Origin of the sequence: Pedobacter foliorum (genome assembly GCF_013266735.1) — a bacterium.
GTDB lineage: Bacteria > Bacteroidota > Bacteroidia > Sphingobacteriales > Sphingobacteriaceae > Pedobacter > Pedobacter foliorum.
In genome coordinates, this window is sequence record NZ_JABSNU010000003.1 from 607,541 (window position 1) to 624,209 (window position 16,669).

Annotated in this window: 13 protein-coding genes; 9 read left to right on the forward strand and 4 right to left on the reverse strand. The window is 36.6% G+C overall.

The genetic code is table 11. From position 1 onward, the window contains the following. Positions 1-102 precede the first annotated feature (102 nt). Together HQN83_RS09410 and rdgB are read left to right on the forward strand one after the other, a co-directional pair. Positions 103-675, forward strand: a complete 573-nt coding sequence (locus tag HQN83_RS09410) for a hypothetical protein (RefSeq protein WP_173090074.1) — start codon at positions 103-105, stop codon at positions 673-675. Next, positions 672-1,256: an RdgB/HAM1 family non-canonical purine NTP pyrophosphatase gene (rdgB, locus tag HQN83_RS09415; protein ID WP_173090075.1), complete on the forward strand. Its 585-nt coding sequence runs from the start codon at positions 672-674 to the stop codon at positions 1,254-1,256. Before HQN83_RS09410 ends, rdgB begins: the two co-directional genes overlap by 4 nt. Here rdgB and HQN83_RS09420 read toward each other — a convergent pair. Next, positions 1,228-3,594 carry an OstA-like protein gene (locus tag HQN83_RS09420; protein WP_173090076.1) on the reverse strand — a complete coding sequence of 789 codons (2,367 nt, stop codon included), beginning with the start codon at positions 3,592-3,594 and terminating at the stop codon, positions 1,228-1,230. The two genes, rdgB and HQN83_RS09420, sit on opposite strands and share 29 nt — an antisense overlap. A gap of 50 nt (positions 3,595-3,644) precedes the next feature. On the opposite strand from HQN83_RS09420, the gene tilS reads away from it, so the two are divergent. From tilS to bshA, 3 genes are all read left to right on the forward strand, one after another. After that, positions 3,645-4,970 carry a tRNA lysidine(34) synthetase TilS gene (gene tilS / locus HQN83_RS09425; protein ID WP_173090077.1) on the forward strand — a complete coding sequence of 442 codons (1,326 nt, stop codon included), beginning with the start codon at positions 3,645-3,647 and terminating at the stop codon, positions 4,968-4,970. 85 nt (positions 4,971-5,055) lie between these two features. After that, positions 5,056-5,538 carry a hypothetical protein gene (locus HQN83_RS09430; RefSeq protein WP_173090078.1) on the forward strand — a complete coding sequence of 161 codons (483 nt, stop codon included), beginning with the start codon at positions 5,056-5,058 and terminating at the stop codon, positions 5,536-5,538. A 96-nt stretch (positions 5,539-5,634) separates the two neighbouring features. Beyond that, positions 5,635-6,780: an N-acetyl-alpha-D-glucosaminyl L-malate synthase BshA gene (gene bshA / locus HQN83_RS09435; protein WP_173090079.1), complete on the forward strand. Its 1,146-nt coding sequence runs from the start codon at positions 5,635-5,637 to the stop codon at positions 6,778-6,780. A gap of 202 nt (positions 6,781-6,982) precedes the next feature. On the opposite strand, the gene HQN83_RS09440 is transcribed toward bshA, so the two are convergent. Both HQN83_RS09440 and HQN83_RS09445 read right to left on the reverse strand, forming a co-directional pair. Then, positions 6,983-8,095 (reverse strand): lactonase family protein, encoded by a 1,113-nt coding sequence (locus HQN83_RS09440; protein ID WP_173090080.1) that lies wholly within the window; start codon positions 8,093-8,095, stop codon positions 6,983-6,985. Between the two features lie 7 nt (positions 8,096-8,102). Then, positions 8,103-9,602 (reverse strand): pseudouridine synthase, encoded by a 1,500-nt coding sequence (locus tag HQN83_RS09445; protein WP_173090081.1) that lies wholly within the window; start codon positions 9,600-9,602, stop codon positions 8,103-8,105. A gap of 372 nt (positions 9,603-9,974) precedes the next feature. Between HQN83_RS09445 and HQN83_RS09450 the strand changes: the two genes are divergently transcribed. From HQN83_RS09450 to HQN83_RS09465, 4 genes are all read left to right on the forward strand, one after another. Further along, positions 9,975-10,763, forward strand: a complete 789-nt coding sequence (locus HQN83_RS09450) for a lytic transglycosylase domain-containing protein (RefSeq protein WP_173090082.1) — start codon at positions 9,975-9,977, stop codon at positions 10,761-10,763. 90 nt (positions 10,764-10,853) lie between these two features. Next, on the forward strand, positions 10,854-11,906 hold the full coding sequence (locus HQN83_RS09455) for a ferredoxin--NADP reductase (RefSeq protein WP_173090083.1): 1,053 nt from the start codon (positions 10,854-10,856) through the stop codon (positions 11,904-11,906). Positions 11,907-11,996: 90 nt separating this feature from the next. Further along, on the forward strand, positions 11,997-14,840 hold the full coding sequence (gene uvrA, locus HQN83_RS09460) for an excinuclease ABC subunit UvrA (protein WP_173090084.1): 2,844 nt from the start codon (positions 11,997-11,999) through the stop codon (positions 14,838-14,840). Between the two features lie 4 nt (positions 14,841-14,844). Beyond that, entirely contained in the window at positions 14,845-15,783 is a 939-nt protein-coding gene (locus tag HQN83_RS09465; RefSeq protein ID WP_173090085.1) for an NAD(P)H-hydrate dehydratase, read from the forward strand. 3 nt (positions 15,784-15,786) lie between these two features. On the opposite strand, the gene HQN83_RS09470 is transcribed toward HQN83_RS09465, so the two are convergent. After that, positions 15,787-16,668, reverse strand: coding sequence for an anti-sigma factor (locus HQN83_RS09470; RefSeq protein WP_173090086.1), 882 nt, complete (start codon positions 16,666-16,668; stop codon positions 15,787-15,789). Between the last annotated feature and the right edge of the window lies 1 nt (position 16,669).

The window sequence follows — 16,669 nt, forward strand, 5'->3', positions numbered from 1 at the left end:
ATGGTATATAATTTTAAGGCATAAAAGTAATAAATAAAGGTACTATAATGAGATATTTAACTAATTTTAACAGAAAAAAGATTTCCAATAAAATTATCATTAATGGTTAGCCAACTTACAACTAACGGAGAAGGTCTGCGTTTATTTTTTACAGATGATATTTACCTTGTTAATGAGCCAGATAGCACATTAAAAGAAGAAAGTCAAATTTACTTAAAAGAAGAGGTGCCTTCACTTGCGCAACCATCAGTAGTATCTGAGCCAGTGGTTTCGTTAATAAAGGAGCAACCGGATTTTAAATTTTTAGGTAACAATAATCGCAATATCCTAATTTTGGTTAATGATGAGCAGAATGATGTTAGTGACGAAAAGGGGAGAGAGTTGTTAAGAAAGATTGTTAAATCCATTAATCTATCAGCTAGTGATTTCGCTTTGCTAAATTATGCTAGATACAAAGGAGCAAGTTATGAGCAGCTGAAAGTTCGTTTTTCGAGCGTTATTGTTTTCGCTTTTGGTGTGTCTGCTGAACAATTGGGGTTAAAAAAACATCCTGAAAACATGGTAGTAACTGAAGGTGGTGTAAAGCTTATCTTTTCTTCGGCTTTGCAAAAGCTGGACGAAGATACAAATGGGAAAAAGGTATTGTGGGGGAGTTTGAAACAATTGGGATTATGATTTTACCTGAATTGGTATTTGCCACTAATAATAAGCACAAAGCAGAAGAAGTTGGGAAGTTTCTTATAAATCAATATAAGGTTTTAAATCTTAAAGATATTGGTTGTGATGTTGATATTCCCGAAACCGGAAATTCTTTTGCAGCAAACGCTGAACTTAAAAGCAGTTATGTAACTGAAAATTTTAAGTTGGATTGTTTTGCTGATGATAGCGGTTTGGAGATTGATGCTTTAGACAATGAGCCGGGAATTTACTCGGCAAGGTATTCTGGTGTTAGAGATGATGTAGCAAACCTTAATCTTGTTTTAAGAAAAATGGAGGGGGTAGCCAATAGAAAAGCACATTTTAAAACAGTTATTTCATTAAATAAAAACAACAGGAAATATCTTTTTGAAGGAGTTGTTTATGGTAACATTACGCATACTCCTATTGGCGAGGATGGATTTGGCTATGATCCAATATTTATGCCTGATGGTTACGATAGAACATTTGCCCAAATGAGCATGACCGAAAAGAATGCTATAAGTCACAGAGCTATTGCAATGAAAAAGCTTATTGCTTTTTTAAAGGAGCAGGCGTAATTTTTTTACTTGTATCAGCTTTAAGAGAATCAGGTTTTTTAGGAGCAATAATTTTCTTTAAAGAATCAACTTTAGTAGGTAAATTCTTAATCTGAGGTATAATAGCTTTTACAGAATCCAGCGTTGTAGAATCAACTTTGGACGCCGCTTTTGTAATTTCCTTGACGGCTGTTTTTACTAAATCTTTCTGAGTTACCGAGCCTTTACCTTTGACTTTATTAACCGGAGGGCCTGATTTTTTTGTTCCAATAGCAGGCTTTTTCGAAGCCGGTTGCTTAGCCTTTGGTTTACCATTGATGACCTCCTTTTTAGAAAGTGGTCGGAATTCGGGTTTCCAGGTGAATCCTGTTAATAAGACATCTTCTTTCATCTCCGTTACGGGCACACGAACCCCTTCAGGCTCTTTAACAGTAAGTATGTGGTTTATCTCTTTGTTTTTAAACATGATCTTTATCCTGCTACTTACAGTTTGATTCATGTCCGTATAGGTGCTGTCTTTGCCTCTGTTGTAATAGACACTTTCAGCATTTCCGTCCACAAACATGGTACTTAATTCACCATCTTTAAAGAAAGCTGTGATAAGTTTCCCCTTTATCTGATTAAATTTTGCAGAGTCTGCATTTACATTTACTTGAAACGCATTTTCGATAACTTGTAGTGTATTAAGTTTGTTGTTCTTTAATCGCAGATAAATAGTATCTCCTGTTTGTTGGGAACCTTGAGACCACAAAATAGGACTTCCGTACCATCTTAGTGTAGAATCTGCACTGGTGTAAAATAGCGAATCGGCCATAGCCTGCATGTTAGATTTGTAAACCCTAACATTATGGTAAGCCTTAATAGAACGTGTTTTTACTGTGTCCAAGGGATTAAAAACTGTTGAGTCTTTTACGTTTTTCTTTAATAAACTGTCTGTAGCCTTAATTGCGCCATCTACTTTTTTAACCAGATTTCCTGATTTAACCAAACTATCAGCCTTTTTAACTAAAGTATCAGGATTCTTGACCGCTATATCAGTTTTAATAACTTTTAGCGGATCTTTAACATTCTTTAAAGAATCTTTAATTAGTGGAGGAATATTAGGCTTTTTTTGAGCGATAGTGTCTTTTGAAAGACTATCTTTTGGTACGCTAATTTTCTTTGTTAATGTGTCTTTAACCGCTTTAATAGTAGTGCTATCTACCGGTTTTATATTTTTATTAGCTTTTCTGTCAAATTTAGGAGGCTCTTTGCTTGACTTTTTATCTTTCTTTTTTGGTGAAAGTCCGATTTCTTCTGCTGTCATGCCAGATGCTTTTGTTGATCCGTCTTGTTTCTTTGGCTTTTCTGGATCGCCTAACTCATTGTTCTTTTTAAGAACGGGTGACTCAATTAACCTTAATGTTTTTTGAAGCACCATTTGAGTTTCCAAAGTATCAGATCCCAGCCATAAAGTATCAGGTTGTAATTTGTTGTTTATGGTCACAGAGTCTTTAGTCCCCATACCCACGTATGCATTTTTGGTTACAACAGCACGTTCATCTTTTTTGTAATAATAGCCAAGTTGACCATATAATATAGTCTTATCTGCAGTATCCTTAAATATTATATTCCTTACAGCTTTACCATAGCCTGCTATTCCATCGTAGTATAAACTATCTCCCTTTAAGGATTTTGTGCCATTGGTATACAGGTTCTTTTTTCCAAAATAAGCGTATTCTGTTTTAGTATTGTAGGCTCCATTTTCAGTATAAAGATTGTCTTCCTTGCCTTTTATATTCGTAGGTCCATAGAAATAAGCCCAATTGGTGAGGGTGTTATATCTAAGCGTATCTGATTTAATGGTGCTTTGAGGAGTAACTACCACTACATTATAACGAAAATATGAGTCTCGGCTATTTGAAAAATAATAGCCGTTTTTACTGGTTAGTGTTACATCTTTGTTAACTATTTTCCCCCCATCTACATATGTGCCAACTTTGGTTGCCATATTATAGTCCAATGTATTAGTAGTGAGGACAGACTCTTTGTCAATCATTCGCACATTACTGGTTAAATGGGCTATCTTAGTGTTTCCGTTGTATGTTAGATGGTCAGAGTAAATGTTTATGGTATCTCCCTGATTGATGTGTACATTATTGAAAGCCTCAAAAACATTGTCGTTTTGGTAAAAAACGGCACTATCACAAGTTAGGGTAGCATTCTCATGGATAAATACAGGGAAGTTTAAATAGGAAATGTTTTTCTTCCCATCTGTATGTCCTTGTTTAGCACTATCCAAAATAATTTTGGTTCTCTGTTGCGCTAGCAAAGAGAAAGGAAACATTAAAAAGATAACGAAAAGGCGTATTTTCTGCACTTTACAAAGTTAGTTTTTTGCTTACCATTTTAATTAAATATTTTTGAAAGATGTTACCCATTCAAAATTTTAAAGATTTTATTAGCCATAATGCGCTCTTCACTGCTAACGACAAAATTCTACTTGCTGTTAGCGGGGGAAAGGATTCTGTTTTAATGGCTCATCTCTTTAAACTCGCAGGTTTTGATTTTGGTATAGCACATTGCAATTTTAGTTTAAGAGCAGATGAATCTCGGCGCGACGAAAGCTTTGTGCGAATGCTTGCGGGGGCTTTAGAGGTACCATTTTATGTAACTCATTTTAAAACTAAGGAATACGCTTCAAAACAAAGGATCTCAACACAAATGGCAGCAAGAGATTTGCGCTACAACTGGTTCGAAGAAATTCGGGGAGCTAATGATTATAGTTTTGTAGCGCTTGCACAGCACCAGGACGATGCCATAGAAACTGTTTTGTTAAATTTAACAAGAGGAACCGGAATTGCTGGGTTGCATGGTATTTTACCTAAAAGGGATAAACTTATCAGACCTCTGCTCTTTCTTTCGCGAGAGCAAATCAATAAAATAATATCAAATAATAACATTGATTTTGTTGAAGACAGTTCAAATTTGTCAACAGATTATGCGCGTAATAAGGTGCGCTTAAAGGTTATTCCTCATCTTAAAGAAATCAATCCTAATCTGGAACTGACATTTGCACAAAATATACAAAGATTTGCAGAGACAGAACTTGTACTTCAAAATGCAGTTTCTGAATTAAAACGAGAAGTACTAATCGAAAGAAAGGGTATCATTCATCTCTCAATTGATAAGATTAAGGCATTAACACCTCAGCGCTTGTTGATGTTTGAGCTACTAAAACCTTTCGGGTTTTCTGAACTGGTAGTAGTTGAACTGTTACAAGCCTTGGGTAAGCAGAGTGGAACTTCTTTTTATAGTAACACGCATCGGATTACTATAGATAGAGATGACCTAATCTTAAGTCCTGCTAAAGATGAACATCAGGAAATTGCATTTATTCACGTTAATGATAAGAATGTGGCTCTGAGGAATCATGAAATATTTATGTCTTTTGATGATAAACCCTACTTTGAAAAAAATACGCATAAAGCATTTATTGATGCAGATAAACTTTTATATCCTTTGGTGGTAAGGGCATGGCAGTCTGGGGATAAGTTTATACCTCTTGGGATGAAAACCCATAAAAAGTTAAGTGATTTTTTTATAGATGAAAAAGTTCCTCTTATTGAAAAAAATAATATTCCTGTTCTGATAAATGGAAATGGAGAAGTTATTTGGTTAGGAGGGATGAGGCAGGATAATAGGTATAAAGTAACCTCTACCACAAAAAGAGTGGCTATTTTTGATCTAAAATAATCAAATTACATTTTTTAAACAATCTTAACTGAGATAGGGGTACTGCGCAAACAAAAAAAAAGTAACTTTATTGAAATTTACACAAATGAGCAACCGCTACGCTTTTTTTGAAAAACAGTACATCGGACGTGATTATATCAGGATTTGCATCAGGCTGGTTATGTCCGCATTTTGTTTTGCCGCTTATGTATATGAACGTGACCGAGATAATACACAGGATTTGTTTCTTGTAGTAGGTTTTGGCATCATTGGGGTTTCTATTGCTTTACTTTTTTTAATACAGTACAAAACTATTATCGATAATAAGAAAATCATTATTAGTGGTTTGTGGTCTGCAAAAAAGGTAGAAATAGATTTGAACTCTATCGTTAAGGTAAGAAAGGACACTTATAGCAATTACTTATTTAATAACCCCGTTTACAATCTTCACCGCAAAGGAAGCATAAGATTCTATTCCTCTGGAAAGGATGCCATAGTACTTACAGATACTGATGGATTTGAATATTACATTGGTACACAAAGACCAAATGAAATGTATCTTGTGATACAAGCCGAGATGAAATCTTAAATTGACACTTAGGATTAACTAAAAAGTTAAATAATTGCAATTGTTTAACATAAAGCTCAGTTTAAGTAGTGTACTTTGCATCGTAAAAAAATATTCATGAAAATAGGTATCGTTTGTTACCCGACTTTTGGAGGTAGTGGTGTAGTTGCCACTGAATTAGGCAAGGCACTTGCCGACGAAGGTCATCAGGTACACTTCATAACATATAGTCAACCTGCTAGGTTAGACTTTTTCTCTGAGAACTTATTTTATCACGAAGTATCAGTTAGGGATTATCCTTTGTTTGATTATGCACCTTACGAATCTGCATTAGCAAGTAAATTGGTAGATGTAGTACGTTTTGAGAAATTGGATATTCTGCATGTTCATTATGCAATTCCTCATGCATCTGCAGCATTTATGGCAAAGCAGATTCTAGAAACCTATGGAATTAACATTCCATTTGTAACTACCCTGCATGGTACAGATATCACACTTGTGGGTAAAGATCCGACCTATAAGCCTGTGGTTACTTTTTCTATTAATAAATCAGATGGGGTTACCACGGTATCTCAAAGTTTAAAGGATGATACAGAAAAGCATTTTGAAATTACAAATGAGATTCAGGTTATCCCGAATTTTATTGATTTTTCAAGATTTAGCTTAAAACCAAAGGATCATTTTAAAAAAGCAATAGCACCTAACAATGAGCGGATACTAATTCATACCTCAAACTTTAGAAAGGTAAAGCGTACAGCCGACGTAATTAGGATGTTTCAAAAGATTCAGGCAAAAATTCCTTCCAAATTATTAATGGTTGGTGATGGGCCAGAGAGAGCTTATGATGAGCAACTTTGTAGGAATCTGGGTATTTGTGAGCATGTGAGGTTCCTGGGAAAGCAAGATGCTATCGAAGAGATCCTTTCTGTTTCTGATTTATTCTTAATGCCTTCAGAGTCAGAAAGCTTTGGTTTGGCAGCATTAGAGGCAATGGCTTGCAAGGTTCCGGCTATTACTTCAAATGCAGGTGGATTGCCTGAATTAAATGTTGATGGCTTTTGCGGATACATGAGTAACGTTGGTGATATTGATGATATGGCGTCAAAAGCTATTCATATTTTGGAAAATGATGAGATATTAAAGCAGTTTAAAGAAAATGCCTTTATAAGGGCTAAAGACTTTGATTTGAAAAAGATCCTTCCATACTACATTAATTATTATAATAAGGTTATCGAAGCACAGCATAAGGTAAAAGCGGTTTAGTATAAAAGCCGCTTAAAAAGTAAAAAAAGAGTGTTTCGTCATTCTGAATTTATTTCAGAATCTCTCTTGAGTATGTTTTTTGAATAGTTGTTGTGAGATTCTGAAATAAATTCAGAATGACGAAAGCAAAAAAAGAGGGTGTATCATAAATCATGATATACCCTCTTTTTTAATGAGTTGACTAGTCAAGTTATATTTTGTCTTATTTCTTAGGTGCAAAAACCAGACACACAGGAGCGCCTACTTCAATCCTTTTGCCGGTATCTTTTAATTCGCCTGTTTGTGAATTACGTTCAAAGACTACCACATCATTTGTGTATTGATGTGCAACCAGCAAGTATTTTCCAGTAGGGTCGATTACAAAATTCCTTGGGCCTTTGCCTAAAGTGCTGGTTTGACCTCTTTTACTTAATAAGCCGCCTTTTTCAATAGCAAAAATTGTGATGTTGTTTTCACTGCCTCTGTTGGTTGCATATAAGAACTTCCCATCTGGAGAGATGTGAATATCTGCTGCGCCATTTTCGCCTGTAAATCCGTCTTCAGTAATTTTTGTTTCTTGTATTTTTTCTAAAGAACCACTGCTGTAACTAAAAACGGTTATGCCTCCATCCATCTCATGAATCAGGTACGCGTATTTACCATCTTTGCTAAAAGTAATGTGTCGAGGTCCGGCACCAGGTGTAACTGCTACACTGTCGTGAGGCGTAAGAACATTATTAGTTCCGTTGATATTGTAATTATATAGATAAACTTTATCAGTCCCAAGATCGTTAATGATTAGGTATTTGTGATCTGGTGTAAAAAACACCATATGCACATGAGGACTGTTTTGTCTGTCTTTATTAACGCTTTTTCCAGAGTGTTGTATAATTTGTTTCACCGCGCCTAATGAGCCATTCCTTTCAATGCCAAAAATGGATGCATTACCTCCAGAATAATTAGCGGAGATTACATTTTTTTCATCGGTAACGATATAGCAAGGATCTTCACCATTTGTAGCCTGTTTATTCAGAAACTTAAGATCGCCTTTTACTGCGTCAAAACTAAATGCACTAACAGCACTTGTTTTACCGGTTTCATTTACAGCATAAACAAATTTATTATCCGGACTTACAGTAAGGTAACTTGGATTCTCAACACCTTTTGCAATACTTAGCTGTTTAGATTCACCTGTTTTGGTGTTAAAATTATAAGTGTAGATACCTTCACTTTTACCTGTATTCGTATACGTACCAATTATCAAGTTGTAATCATTTGACTGTGCACAACTTTGCATTGTTAAAAGAATAATGGGCAAAAGGAAGGATTTTCTCATGTTTAAATTATTTAATCAAATGTTTGATTTGTATCAATTCATGTTCTTCAAGGAAGCGCCATCTTCCACGTGGAAGATCTTTTTTAGTTAAGTTGCCATAAACTACGCGATCCAATTTCACTACATCATAGCCCAGGTGTTCAAATATTCTACGAACAATCCTGTTTTTACCGCTATGGATCTGAATACCAACTTCACGCTTACTACCACCAGTCACGTAAGATACTGAATCTGGTTTAATTATACCATCTTCTAATTCTAGTCCAAACTGAATTTTATTCAAATCTCCCTGACTTAAACTTCTGCTCAACTCTACATGGTAAATTTTGGTAATACCATTTTTAGGATGAGATAATTTATCAGCCAGATCACCATCATTGGTCATTAATAATAAACCAGTAGTGTTACGGTCTAATCTTCCAACAGGATAAATACGTTCTCTACTTGCTTTTTCAACAAGTTGCATAACAGTTCTACGTTCTTGTGGATCATCAGTGGTAGTGATGTAATCTTTAGGCTTGTTTAATAAAACGTAAACCTTTTTCTCGCGTTTAAGCAATTCGCCATTGTAGCGGATTTCGTCTTTTGAAGGATCAACTTTCTGACCTAATTCAGAAACAACCATTCCATTAACAGATACTACACCTGCAGCGATCAGCTCATCGGCTTTACGACGAGAACAAATTCCTGAATTTGCAATGTATCTGTTCAAACGAATTAAACCATCATCTTTTATAACAGGAGATTTCCTGCTACGCATTACAGTCTCTTTATCGAAACGCTCAGGACGTGCACCGCGTTCTCCGCGATCTGGACGAGCCTGAAAGTCTGATTTAGGACTTTCTCCATCTCTTTTTCTGAAAGGTCTGCTGTCAGTACTTCTTGAAGTCTGACTTTTTTTGTCATCGAATTTTCTGAAAGGCTTGTCACCACCAGTACTGAAATTGTCTTTCTTTATGTAACTACGAGTTTTTTCTCCTGGAGGAGTTTCTCTTGAGCTACCTTCTTTATAAGCTCTTGGCTTGTAATCTCTGCTGTCTCCGTCTCTTGGTGTTCTTGGTTTAAAATCTTTACCAGCTGCTCCTCTAGGGGCAAAGCCTTTAGAGTCACCATCTCTACCTGTTCTTGGTTTGAAATCACCACCTGAACTTCTTGGCCCTCTTGATTTGAAATCTTTTGAGTCATTTTCAGTTCTTGGTTTAAAGCCTCTGGAATCTCCATCTCTGCTTCCCCTTGGTTTGAAATCTTTTCTGTCTCCTTCTCTAGGTTTAAAATCCTTTCTATCTCCCTCTCTTGGTTTGTACTCTCTATTGCTGTCTCCTTCTCTCGCCGCTCTTGGCTTAAAGTCCTTCGAAGCGCCAAATTTATTATCTTTTCCTTCTCTATCGTCAAACTTGCTTTTTCCTTTGTAAGAACTCTCTGTTCCACTTGGTCTTTTGCCAGTTGTGCTTCGGTTTCCCGGTTTGGACTTGTCATCCCGACTGTTCCTGTTGTTGTTTTTTATCATGATACGATTTTAACTGCATAATTTATGCGGGTGCAAACTTACCTAAAATTGCTCTAATTCACAATTTTAAGTGTGCAGAAACTGTAATAGCTTTGTAGTTTTTACTTGATAAATTTCAGTAGTCCAACTTAATGTTCTTCTAAAAATGCATGGTTTTTTTAATTCAGTTTTCGTGGTTTTAGGCCCGGGTTTTTTAGTGAAAAACACCTGTTTTTGGACATTTATTCTCTTGTTGTCATTCAATTGAAATAAACTTGCCTCAGAGCGTTTAAACGCGGATTTTGGAGGTGTTTTTTGTAAAAGGTTGATAATTAGATAAATATGTTGTATGTTTGCAGGCGTTTTATATTATTCACCAAAAAAAGGAGGAAAATGATAAAGAAACACATAATAACATGTACGGTAATTATTTCATTACTGGTTATGGCAAAAGTGTTTGCTTACAACATGCCCCAAGCAACAAAAAATCTTTCAAAAGAAGAAAAAACAACAACAAAAGATACAACAGTAACATCAATTGAAAAGCCATTATCTCTGATGGCAAGATTAAGTTTCGCAGAAGAAACATTACCACTAGGGGATGCCAAAGTGGAACGTAAAATGAAGAAGATTCTAGCTGAATTTAACTTCGATAATTTACAAACTAATCGCTTGCATAGAAAAGCAGCAGAATGGTTCCCTGTGATAGAACCAATCCTTGCCGCATATGGCATTCCTGAGGATTTCAAATATGTTCCCTTAGTAGAATCAGGATTAAAATCGGGAGTATCACCAAAAGGTGCTGCAGGGTTTTGGCAATTTATGCCGGCAACTGCCCGTACATATGGTTTAAAAGTCAACTCAAAAGTAGATGAACGTAAGAATTTACGTAAATCAACTATAGCTGCCGCTAAATACATCAAAGAACTTTATGGTATTTTTGATAGCTGGACGCTCGTAGCAGCAGCCTATAATGTAGGTGATGGTCACATGAGGAGACAGATAGACAAACAAAATCAGGATAATTATTTCAAAATGAAACTGAATCACGAAACAGGTGGTTATGTTTATAAATTGATTTCCATGAAAGAGATAGTGGAAGATCCTGTTCGTCACGGTTATACAGCCCCAAGAGGATTGTTAGCAGTGAACGAGAGTAATACTCAGAGTTCTATAAACTAGAAACAGAAAGATACGTGCAAATGGGGAGAGCCGTTCCAAATTATTGGAACGGCTTTTTGTTTTATTTGAAAATTGCTAATTTACTGCCCTATGGGATTGATGAAATTGCGCATAAAAGACATGAAATATGGTCCGGGAGAAACACTTGTTCTTACCTTCGATGTTTTAGATGGGCCGAGACCGGAATATTTGGCAGGTCAATTTTTAACATTAGTATTTGATATTCAGGGAAAAGAACTTAGGAGGTCATATTCGCTTTGTAGTTCTCCTGATGTTGATGAGCCACTTGCTATTGCAATAAAACGTGTGGAAAATGGAGAAATATCCAGGCTTTTACACCACAGAACTGTTGTAGGTGATATTTTGTATGCTCTGCATCCTAATGGTTTGTTTACCTATGTCCCACAAGATCTCATTAAAAGAACGGTTTTTCTTTTTGGAGCCGGAGTGGGTATTACACCTCTTTTTGCAATCATTAAAACGGCGCTTATAAGAGAAAGTAATTCAAAGATCGTCCTTATATATAGTAGTCGTTCCCCGGAAGAGACACTTTTTTATGAGGAGCTTAATGTACTACAGGAGAAATATCCGGATAGGTTTAGGATAATATATGTATCCAGTCAATCCAAAAACCTGCTTATGGCCCGACTAAACGTGTTTCTTATTGAAAAAATAGTAAAGGAATACATGGAGTTTGATAGTAAAGAGGCTTTGTTTTATACTTGTGGGCCAATAGATTATATGGTTACCTGTCGTATTACACTCCTTAATTTGGGGTTTGATATAACTCAGATTAAAAGGGAGACTTTTGTGATGCCTGAAGATGAGGTAGATGAGGATGATACTACCGAAAAGGAAGTAAAGGATACCAATACTTATTCAGTTGTTTTAAATCTAAAAGGTAAGGAATATCATCTTTCGGTACCTTACAATAAAACGATTCTTAATGCAGCTCTTGAAAAAAATATAGACGTTCCTTACAGTTGTAAGGCAGGAATCTGTAGTACCTGTACTGCAAATTGTATCAAAGGTAATGTGCGTATGGATTATAATGAGATTTTAATGGACGATGAAATTGCCGCCGGACGAGTATTGGTTTGTACCGGTCATCCTACAGAAAATGACACAACCATAGTTTGGTAAATAGATAATCTTTCCTTATAATGGCTTACCTTTGTGCCTTTGAAATTGTTATCTTAATCATCAGATATCCATATTGGTTTTAATATATATATGAGCAAAAATACCATTGACCTGGGCGAGCAAAAAGATGTAGAAGTGTATGGTGCCAGGGTGCATAACCTTAAGAATATAGATGTTTCCTTTCCAAGAAATAAGCTGGTAGTAATTACCGGCTTAAGTGGGAGTGGTAAATCATCATTGGCTTTTGATACTATTTATGCCGAAGGACAGCGTAGATATATGGAAACCTTTAGTGCCTATTCGCGCCAGTTTATGGGCGGGATGGAAAGACCTGATGTAGACAAAGTCTCTGGCTTAAGTCCCGTGATTGCAATAGAGCAAAAAACAACCAGTAAAAACCCAAGATCTACTGTGGGTACAATTACTGAGATCTATGATTTTATGCGTTTGCTTTATGCTCGTGCAGCTGATGCCTTTTCTTATAATACAGGTGAGAAAATGGAGCGCATGAGTGAAGACCAGATTCTGAATAACATTTTTAATAAATATGATGACATGCCGGTGAACATACTGGCACCCGTTGTTAAAGGTCGTAAAGGACACTATCGTGAGCTTTTTGAACAGATTCGTAAACAAGGATATGTAAAAGTTCGTATTGATGGTGATATACAAGATATCACGCCTAAAATGCAGGTCGATAGGTATAAAATTCACGATATTGAGATTGTAGTAGATAGACTTGTTGTTGATAGGAAGGATGTAAAGCGCCTTCAAGATTCGCTCCAAACCGCTATGCGCTTGGGTAAGGGAATCATTAAAATAAGCGATAAGGCTAATAATGTTTCGCACTTTAGTCGCTTTTTAATGTGCCCAACTACGGGTATTTCTTACGATGAGCCACAGCCTAATAGTTTCTCTTTTAACTCTCCATATGGAGCCTGTGAAAATTGCGACGGCCTGGGTTATATTTTTGTAATCGATAAGGAGTCGGTAATTCCAAACCCTAAACTAAGTATTCTAAATGGTGGGTTAGCTCCCTTGGGAGAGTACCGCGAAGTTTGGGTTTTCCAGGTATTAAAGGCTCTTGCAAAAAAATACAACTTCTCACTTTCAACGCCACTTGAAAAACTGGGTGAGGAAAATATCAATATCCTTCTTAACGGTACTCATGAATTGCTAAGTGTTGCTGTTGAATACAATAAATGGAACGTTCAGAATTACCAGATTTCTTTTGACGGGATCATTAAACTATTAGAAGAACAACATGAGCGTAAGGGCGAAGGTGCGGTTGATGATATGGAGAGTTTCCGTAAGCTAAAAACCTGTCCTGTATGTAATGGAGCACGTTTAAAGAAAGAAAGCCTGAACTTTAAAATTGACGGCAAGAATATATTTGAACTTGCGGAAATGGACATCGTAAGCCTTAAAAATTGGTATGTAGATGTTGAAAGCAGGTTAAACGATAGACAGAATACTATTGCAAAGGAAATCCTTAAAGAAATCCGTGCAAGATTAGGGTTCCTTACCGATGTAGGTTTAAACTACCTGTCATTAGATCGTACAGCACGTACACTTTCAGGTGGTGAAGCACAGAGAATAAGGTTAGCTACTCAGATTGGCTCGCAACTGATGAATGTGATGTACATTTTGGACGAGCCAAGTATTGGATTGCACCAACGTGATAATGAACGTTTAATTGGTGCCCTTAAGAATCTTAGGGATCTTGGAAATACTGTGCTTGTTGTTGAGCATGATAAGGATATGATTCTGGAAGCAGATCATGTAATAGATGTAGGCCCTGCAGCAGGTGCTCACGGGGGACAAATTGTTGCTCAAGGCACTCCTGAGGAGATTTTAAAATCAGATACTTTAACTGCCGCCTATTTGAATGGTAAAAAGGGCATAATAGTGCCCGAAAAACGCAGAAAGGGAAATGGGCACAAGCTTTCTATTATTAAGGCTAGTGGACACAACTTAAAGGATGTTTCAGTTGATTTCCCATTGGGCAAGTTCATTGCTGTAACCGGAGTATCAGGCAGTGGTAAGTCAAGTTTAATTACAGAAACCCTTTATCCTATATTAAATCATCATTTCTTTAGGGCTAAAAAGCATCCATTGCCTTATGAAAAGATCAATGGCTTAAAAGAGATAGATAAAGTAATTGAAATAGATCAGGCACCTATTGGCCGTACACCTAGGTCAAATCCATCTACTTATACTGGCGTATTTTCAGACATTAGAAATTTATATGTACAACTACCCGAAGCTAAAATCAGAGGGTATAAACCAGGTCGCTTTTCTTTTAATGTAAAAGGAGGACGTTGCGAAACCTGTCAGGGTGGAGGAATGAAGGTTATAGAAATGAATTTTTTACCTGATGTGCAAGTGCCTTGTGAAGAGTGTGGTGGAAAAAGATATAACCGTGAAACATTAGAAGTACGTTACAGAAGTAAGTCCATCAGTGATGTATTGGATATGAGTATTGAGGAGGCCTGCGATTTCTTTGAGAACATGCCGGCAATTTATCGTAAAATTAAGACTTTAAAGGATGTTGGTTTAGGTTATATTACTTTAGGTCAATCATCTACAACTTTATCTGGGGGAGAAGCGCAACGTGTTAAGTTAGCTACTGAACTCTCTAAAAAGGATACAGGAAGAACATTTTACATCCTTGATGAACCAACTACAGGACTACACTTTGAAGACATCAGTGTCTTATTAGGAGTACTAAACGAATTGGTTGAGAAGGGAAATACAGTATTAGTTATTGAACATAACCTGGATGTGGTAAAAGTTGCTGATTGGGTTATAGATCTTGGTGAAGAGGGTGGAGTAGGTGGTGGTAGAATTATCTTTGAGGGTACTCCTGAGGGCTTAATTCAAAACCCAATAAGCCTTACCGGTAAATTTTTGAAAAAAGAAATGGGACTTTAAGCATATGGCTACTTTTTTAAACTCTTTCCTCCCTGATTCGGATCCGCAAAGTAAAACGCAGATAGTAGGGAAGGGACTAGGCAAACAAACCACTAAAGAAGAAGAAACATCTCCTTTTCGCTTAATAGAACCAGAGGATATTAAAAAGCTATTTAAGCCTAGAGCAGCATTTTCGTATAAAGGAAGCTATGGGCATGCGCTAATCATTGCCGGGGCTCAGCAAACCATGGGGGCTGCATTGCTCACATCTAAGGGGTGTTTGTATGCAGGGGCAGGTTTAACTACAACCTCGATGCCTGAAAGTGGATTGACGGCATTAAATACATTGCTCCCGGAAGTGATGTTCATAAAAAGAAAGGCGCTTCTTAAAAACGACGCATTAACTAAGTATAGCGCTATTGCTATTGGTCCAGGGCTAGGTAAGGGAGCAAAAGCAGAGCAAACATTAGCTCAGTTATTCACTTTAAAAAGAGATTTTATTGCTGATGCTGATGCTTTAAACATATTGGCATCTCGCCCTGATCTGTTGGCTATAATAGAAAAGCACTCTATATTAACCCCACATGTAAAAGAGTTTGATGGTTTATTTGGTAAGCATACCAATTGGTGGGATAGATTGCAAACTGCAAGAAAGAAAGCAATTCAGTTAGGAATAGTTATTGTCTTAAAAAACCAATATACCTTCATTGTAAGTCAACGTGGTGAGGTATTTATTAATTCTACAGGTAACCCTGCAATGGCACAAGGTGGAATGGGTGATGTACTTACCGGAATAATTGTTGCATATGTTGCACAAGGCTATGCGGCAAAAGATGCTGCAATACTGGGCTGCTATTTCCACGGTAAAGCAGGTGATGATCTGGCAATAAAAAGCTTTAATGTAACCGCTTCTCAGGTTGCAGAACAAATTCCAAGAACTATAAAAGATTTTCTGTTAAGCTAAGCTTTAGATAGAAACGTTACCTATTACAACCATTTGATTCATGGTAGGGTTTACGCTGCCTCCTCTTTTTTCAAGAGTTACCGCAAACGCAGCAGCAGAGCCGGTTTCTTTCATATTTACCAAAATGTGGGTAGAGTCTGCTTTAACATCAAATACACCCAAATCAACCGGTTTCCCGTTTACAATAGCCCAAAGTTGATACTGATGCTGTTGATCGTTTACTGGTAAATCCATTTTAGAGTTGTCAACCATAACATGCTTACCTTTGGCATGCCAGTAAACAGTCATTTTAGCTTTTGGATCCATAGCTGTGCCTGCAAGCTTTACTGTTTTCCAATCAGGATCATTAGCCATGTCAATAATCTTTTGCAGATCAGCATTGCTTTGCTTCATGAAATTAACAGTGCTTGTAAACTTCTCGTTATTGAGGTTTAATTCTGCTATCTGGTCTTTTGCACTACCTAATTGATTGTGTGCATTGTAAAGTGCAATAACACTTACTACTAAAAGTGCAATACATGCCACTAGAGCTATGCGTAACGTTTTTATTTTAGATTCGTATGGAGCTGTATTTAAAGGAATAATTACAGCTTCTTTAGTTGGTTTAACCTCATTAACTGCTTTAGCAACTATCGGCTCAGCTTTTTCAAGGTTGTCAGATAGTCCAATTTTTTCAAATATCTTATCACCAAGACCCTCAGAAGGTTTAATGGCATTTTGTAGCGCATATTGCTCCATAGCAATTTCAATGGCTTCAATTTCCTGTTTTACTTCAGGATGTTTTGATGCCATTGCTTCAACTTCTTTCTGCTCCTGAGCATTCAATTGCCCCAGAACGTAAAGTTCAAGTATGCCTGATTCAATATATGCTTTTACTTCTTCCACT

What these genes read in the sequence shown, in the direction of transcription:
- HQN83_RS09410 (WP_173090074.1), top strand. Translation starts at nt 103, where the DNA reads ATGGTTAGCCAACTTACAACTAACGGAGAAGGTCTGCGTTTATTTTTT.
- rdgB (WP_173090075.1), top strand. Translation starts at nt 672, where the DNA reads ATGATTTTACCTGAATTGGTATTTGCCACTAATAATAAGCACAAAGCA.
- tilS (WP_173090077.1), top strand. Translation starts at nt 3,645, where the DNA reads ATGTTACCCATTCAAAATTTTAAAGATTTTATTAGCCATAATGCGCTC.
- HQN83_RS09430 (WP_173090078.1), top strand. Translation starts at nt 5,056, where the DNA reads ATGAGCAACCGCTACGCTTTTTTTGAAAAACAGTACATCGGACGTGAT.
- bshA (WP_173090079.1), top strand. Translation starts at nt 5,635, where the DNA reads ATGAAAATAGGTATCGTTTGTTACCCGACTTTTGGAGGTAGTGGTGTA.
- HQN83_RS09440 (WP_173090080.1), bottom strand. Translation starts at nt 8,095, where the DNA reads ATGAGAAAATCCTTCCTTTTGCCCATTATTCTTTTAACAATGCAAAGT.
- HQN83_RS09445 (WP_173090081.1), bottom strand. Translation starts at nt 9,602, where the DNA reads ATGATAAAAAACAACAACAGGAACAGTCGGGATGACAAGTCCAAACCG.
- HQN83_RS09450 (WP_173090082.1), top strand. Translation starts at nt 9,975, where the DNA reads ATGATAAAGAAACACATAATAACATGTACGGTAATTATTTCATTACTG.
- HQN83_RS09455 (WP_173090083.1), top strand. Translation starts at nt 10,854, where the DNA reads ATGGGATTGATGAAATTGCGCATAAAAGACATGAAATATGGTCCGGGA.
- uvrA (WP_173090084.1), top strand. Translation starts at nt 11,997, where the DNA reads ATGAGCAAAAATACCATTGACCTGGGCGAGCAAAAAGATGTAGAAGTG.
- HQN83_RS09465 (WP_173090085.1), top strand. Translation starts at nt 14,845, where the DNA reads ATGGCTACTTTTTTAAACTCTTTCCTCCCTGATTCGGATCCGCAAAGT.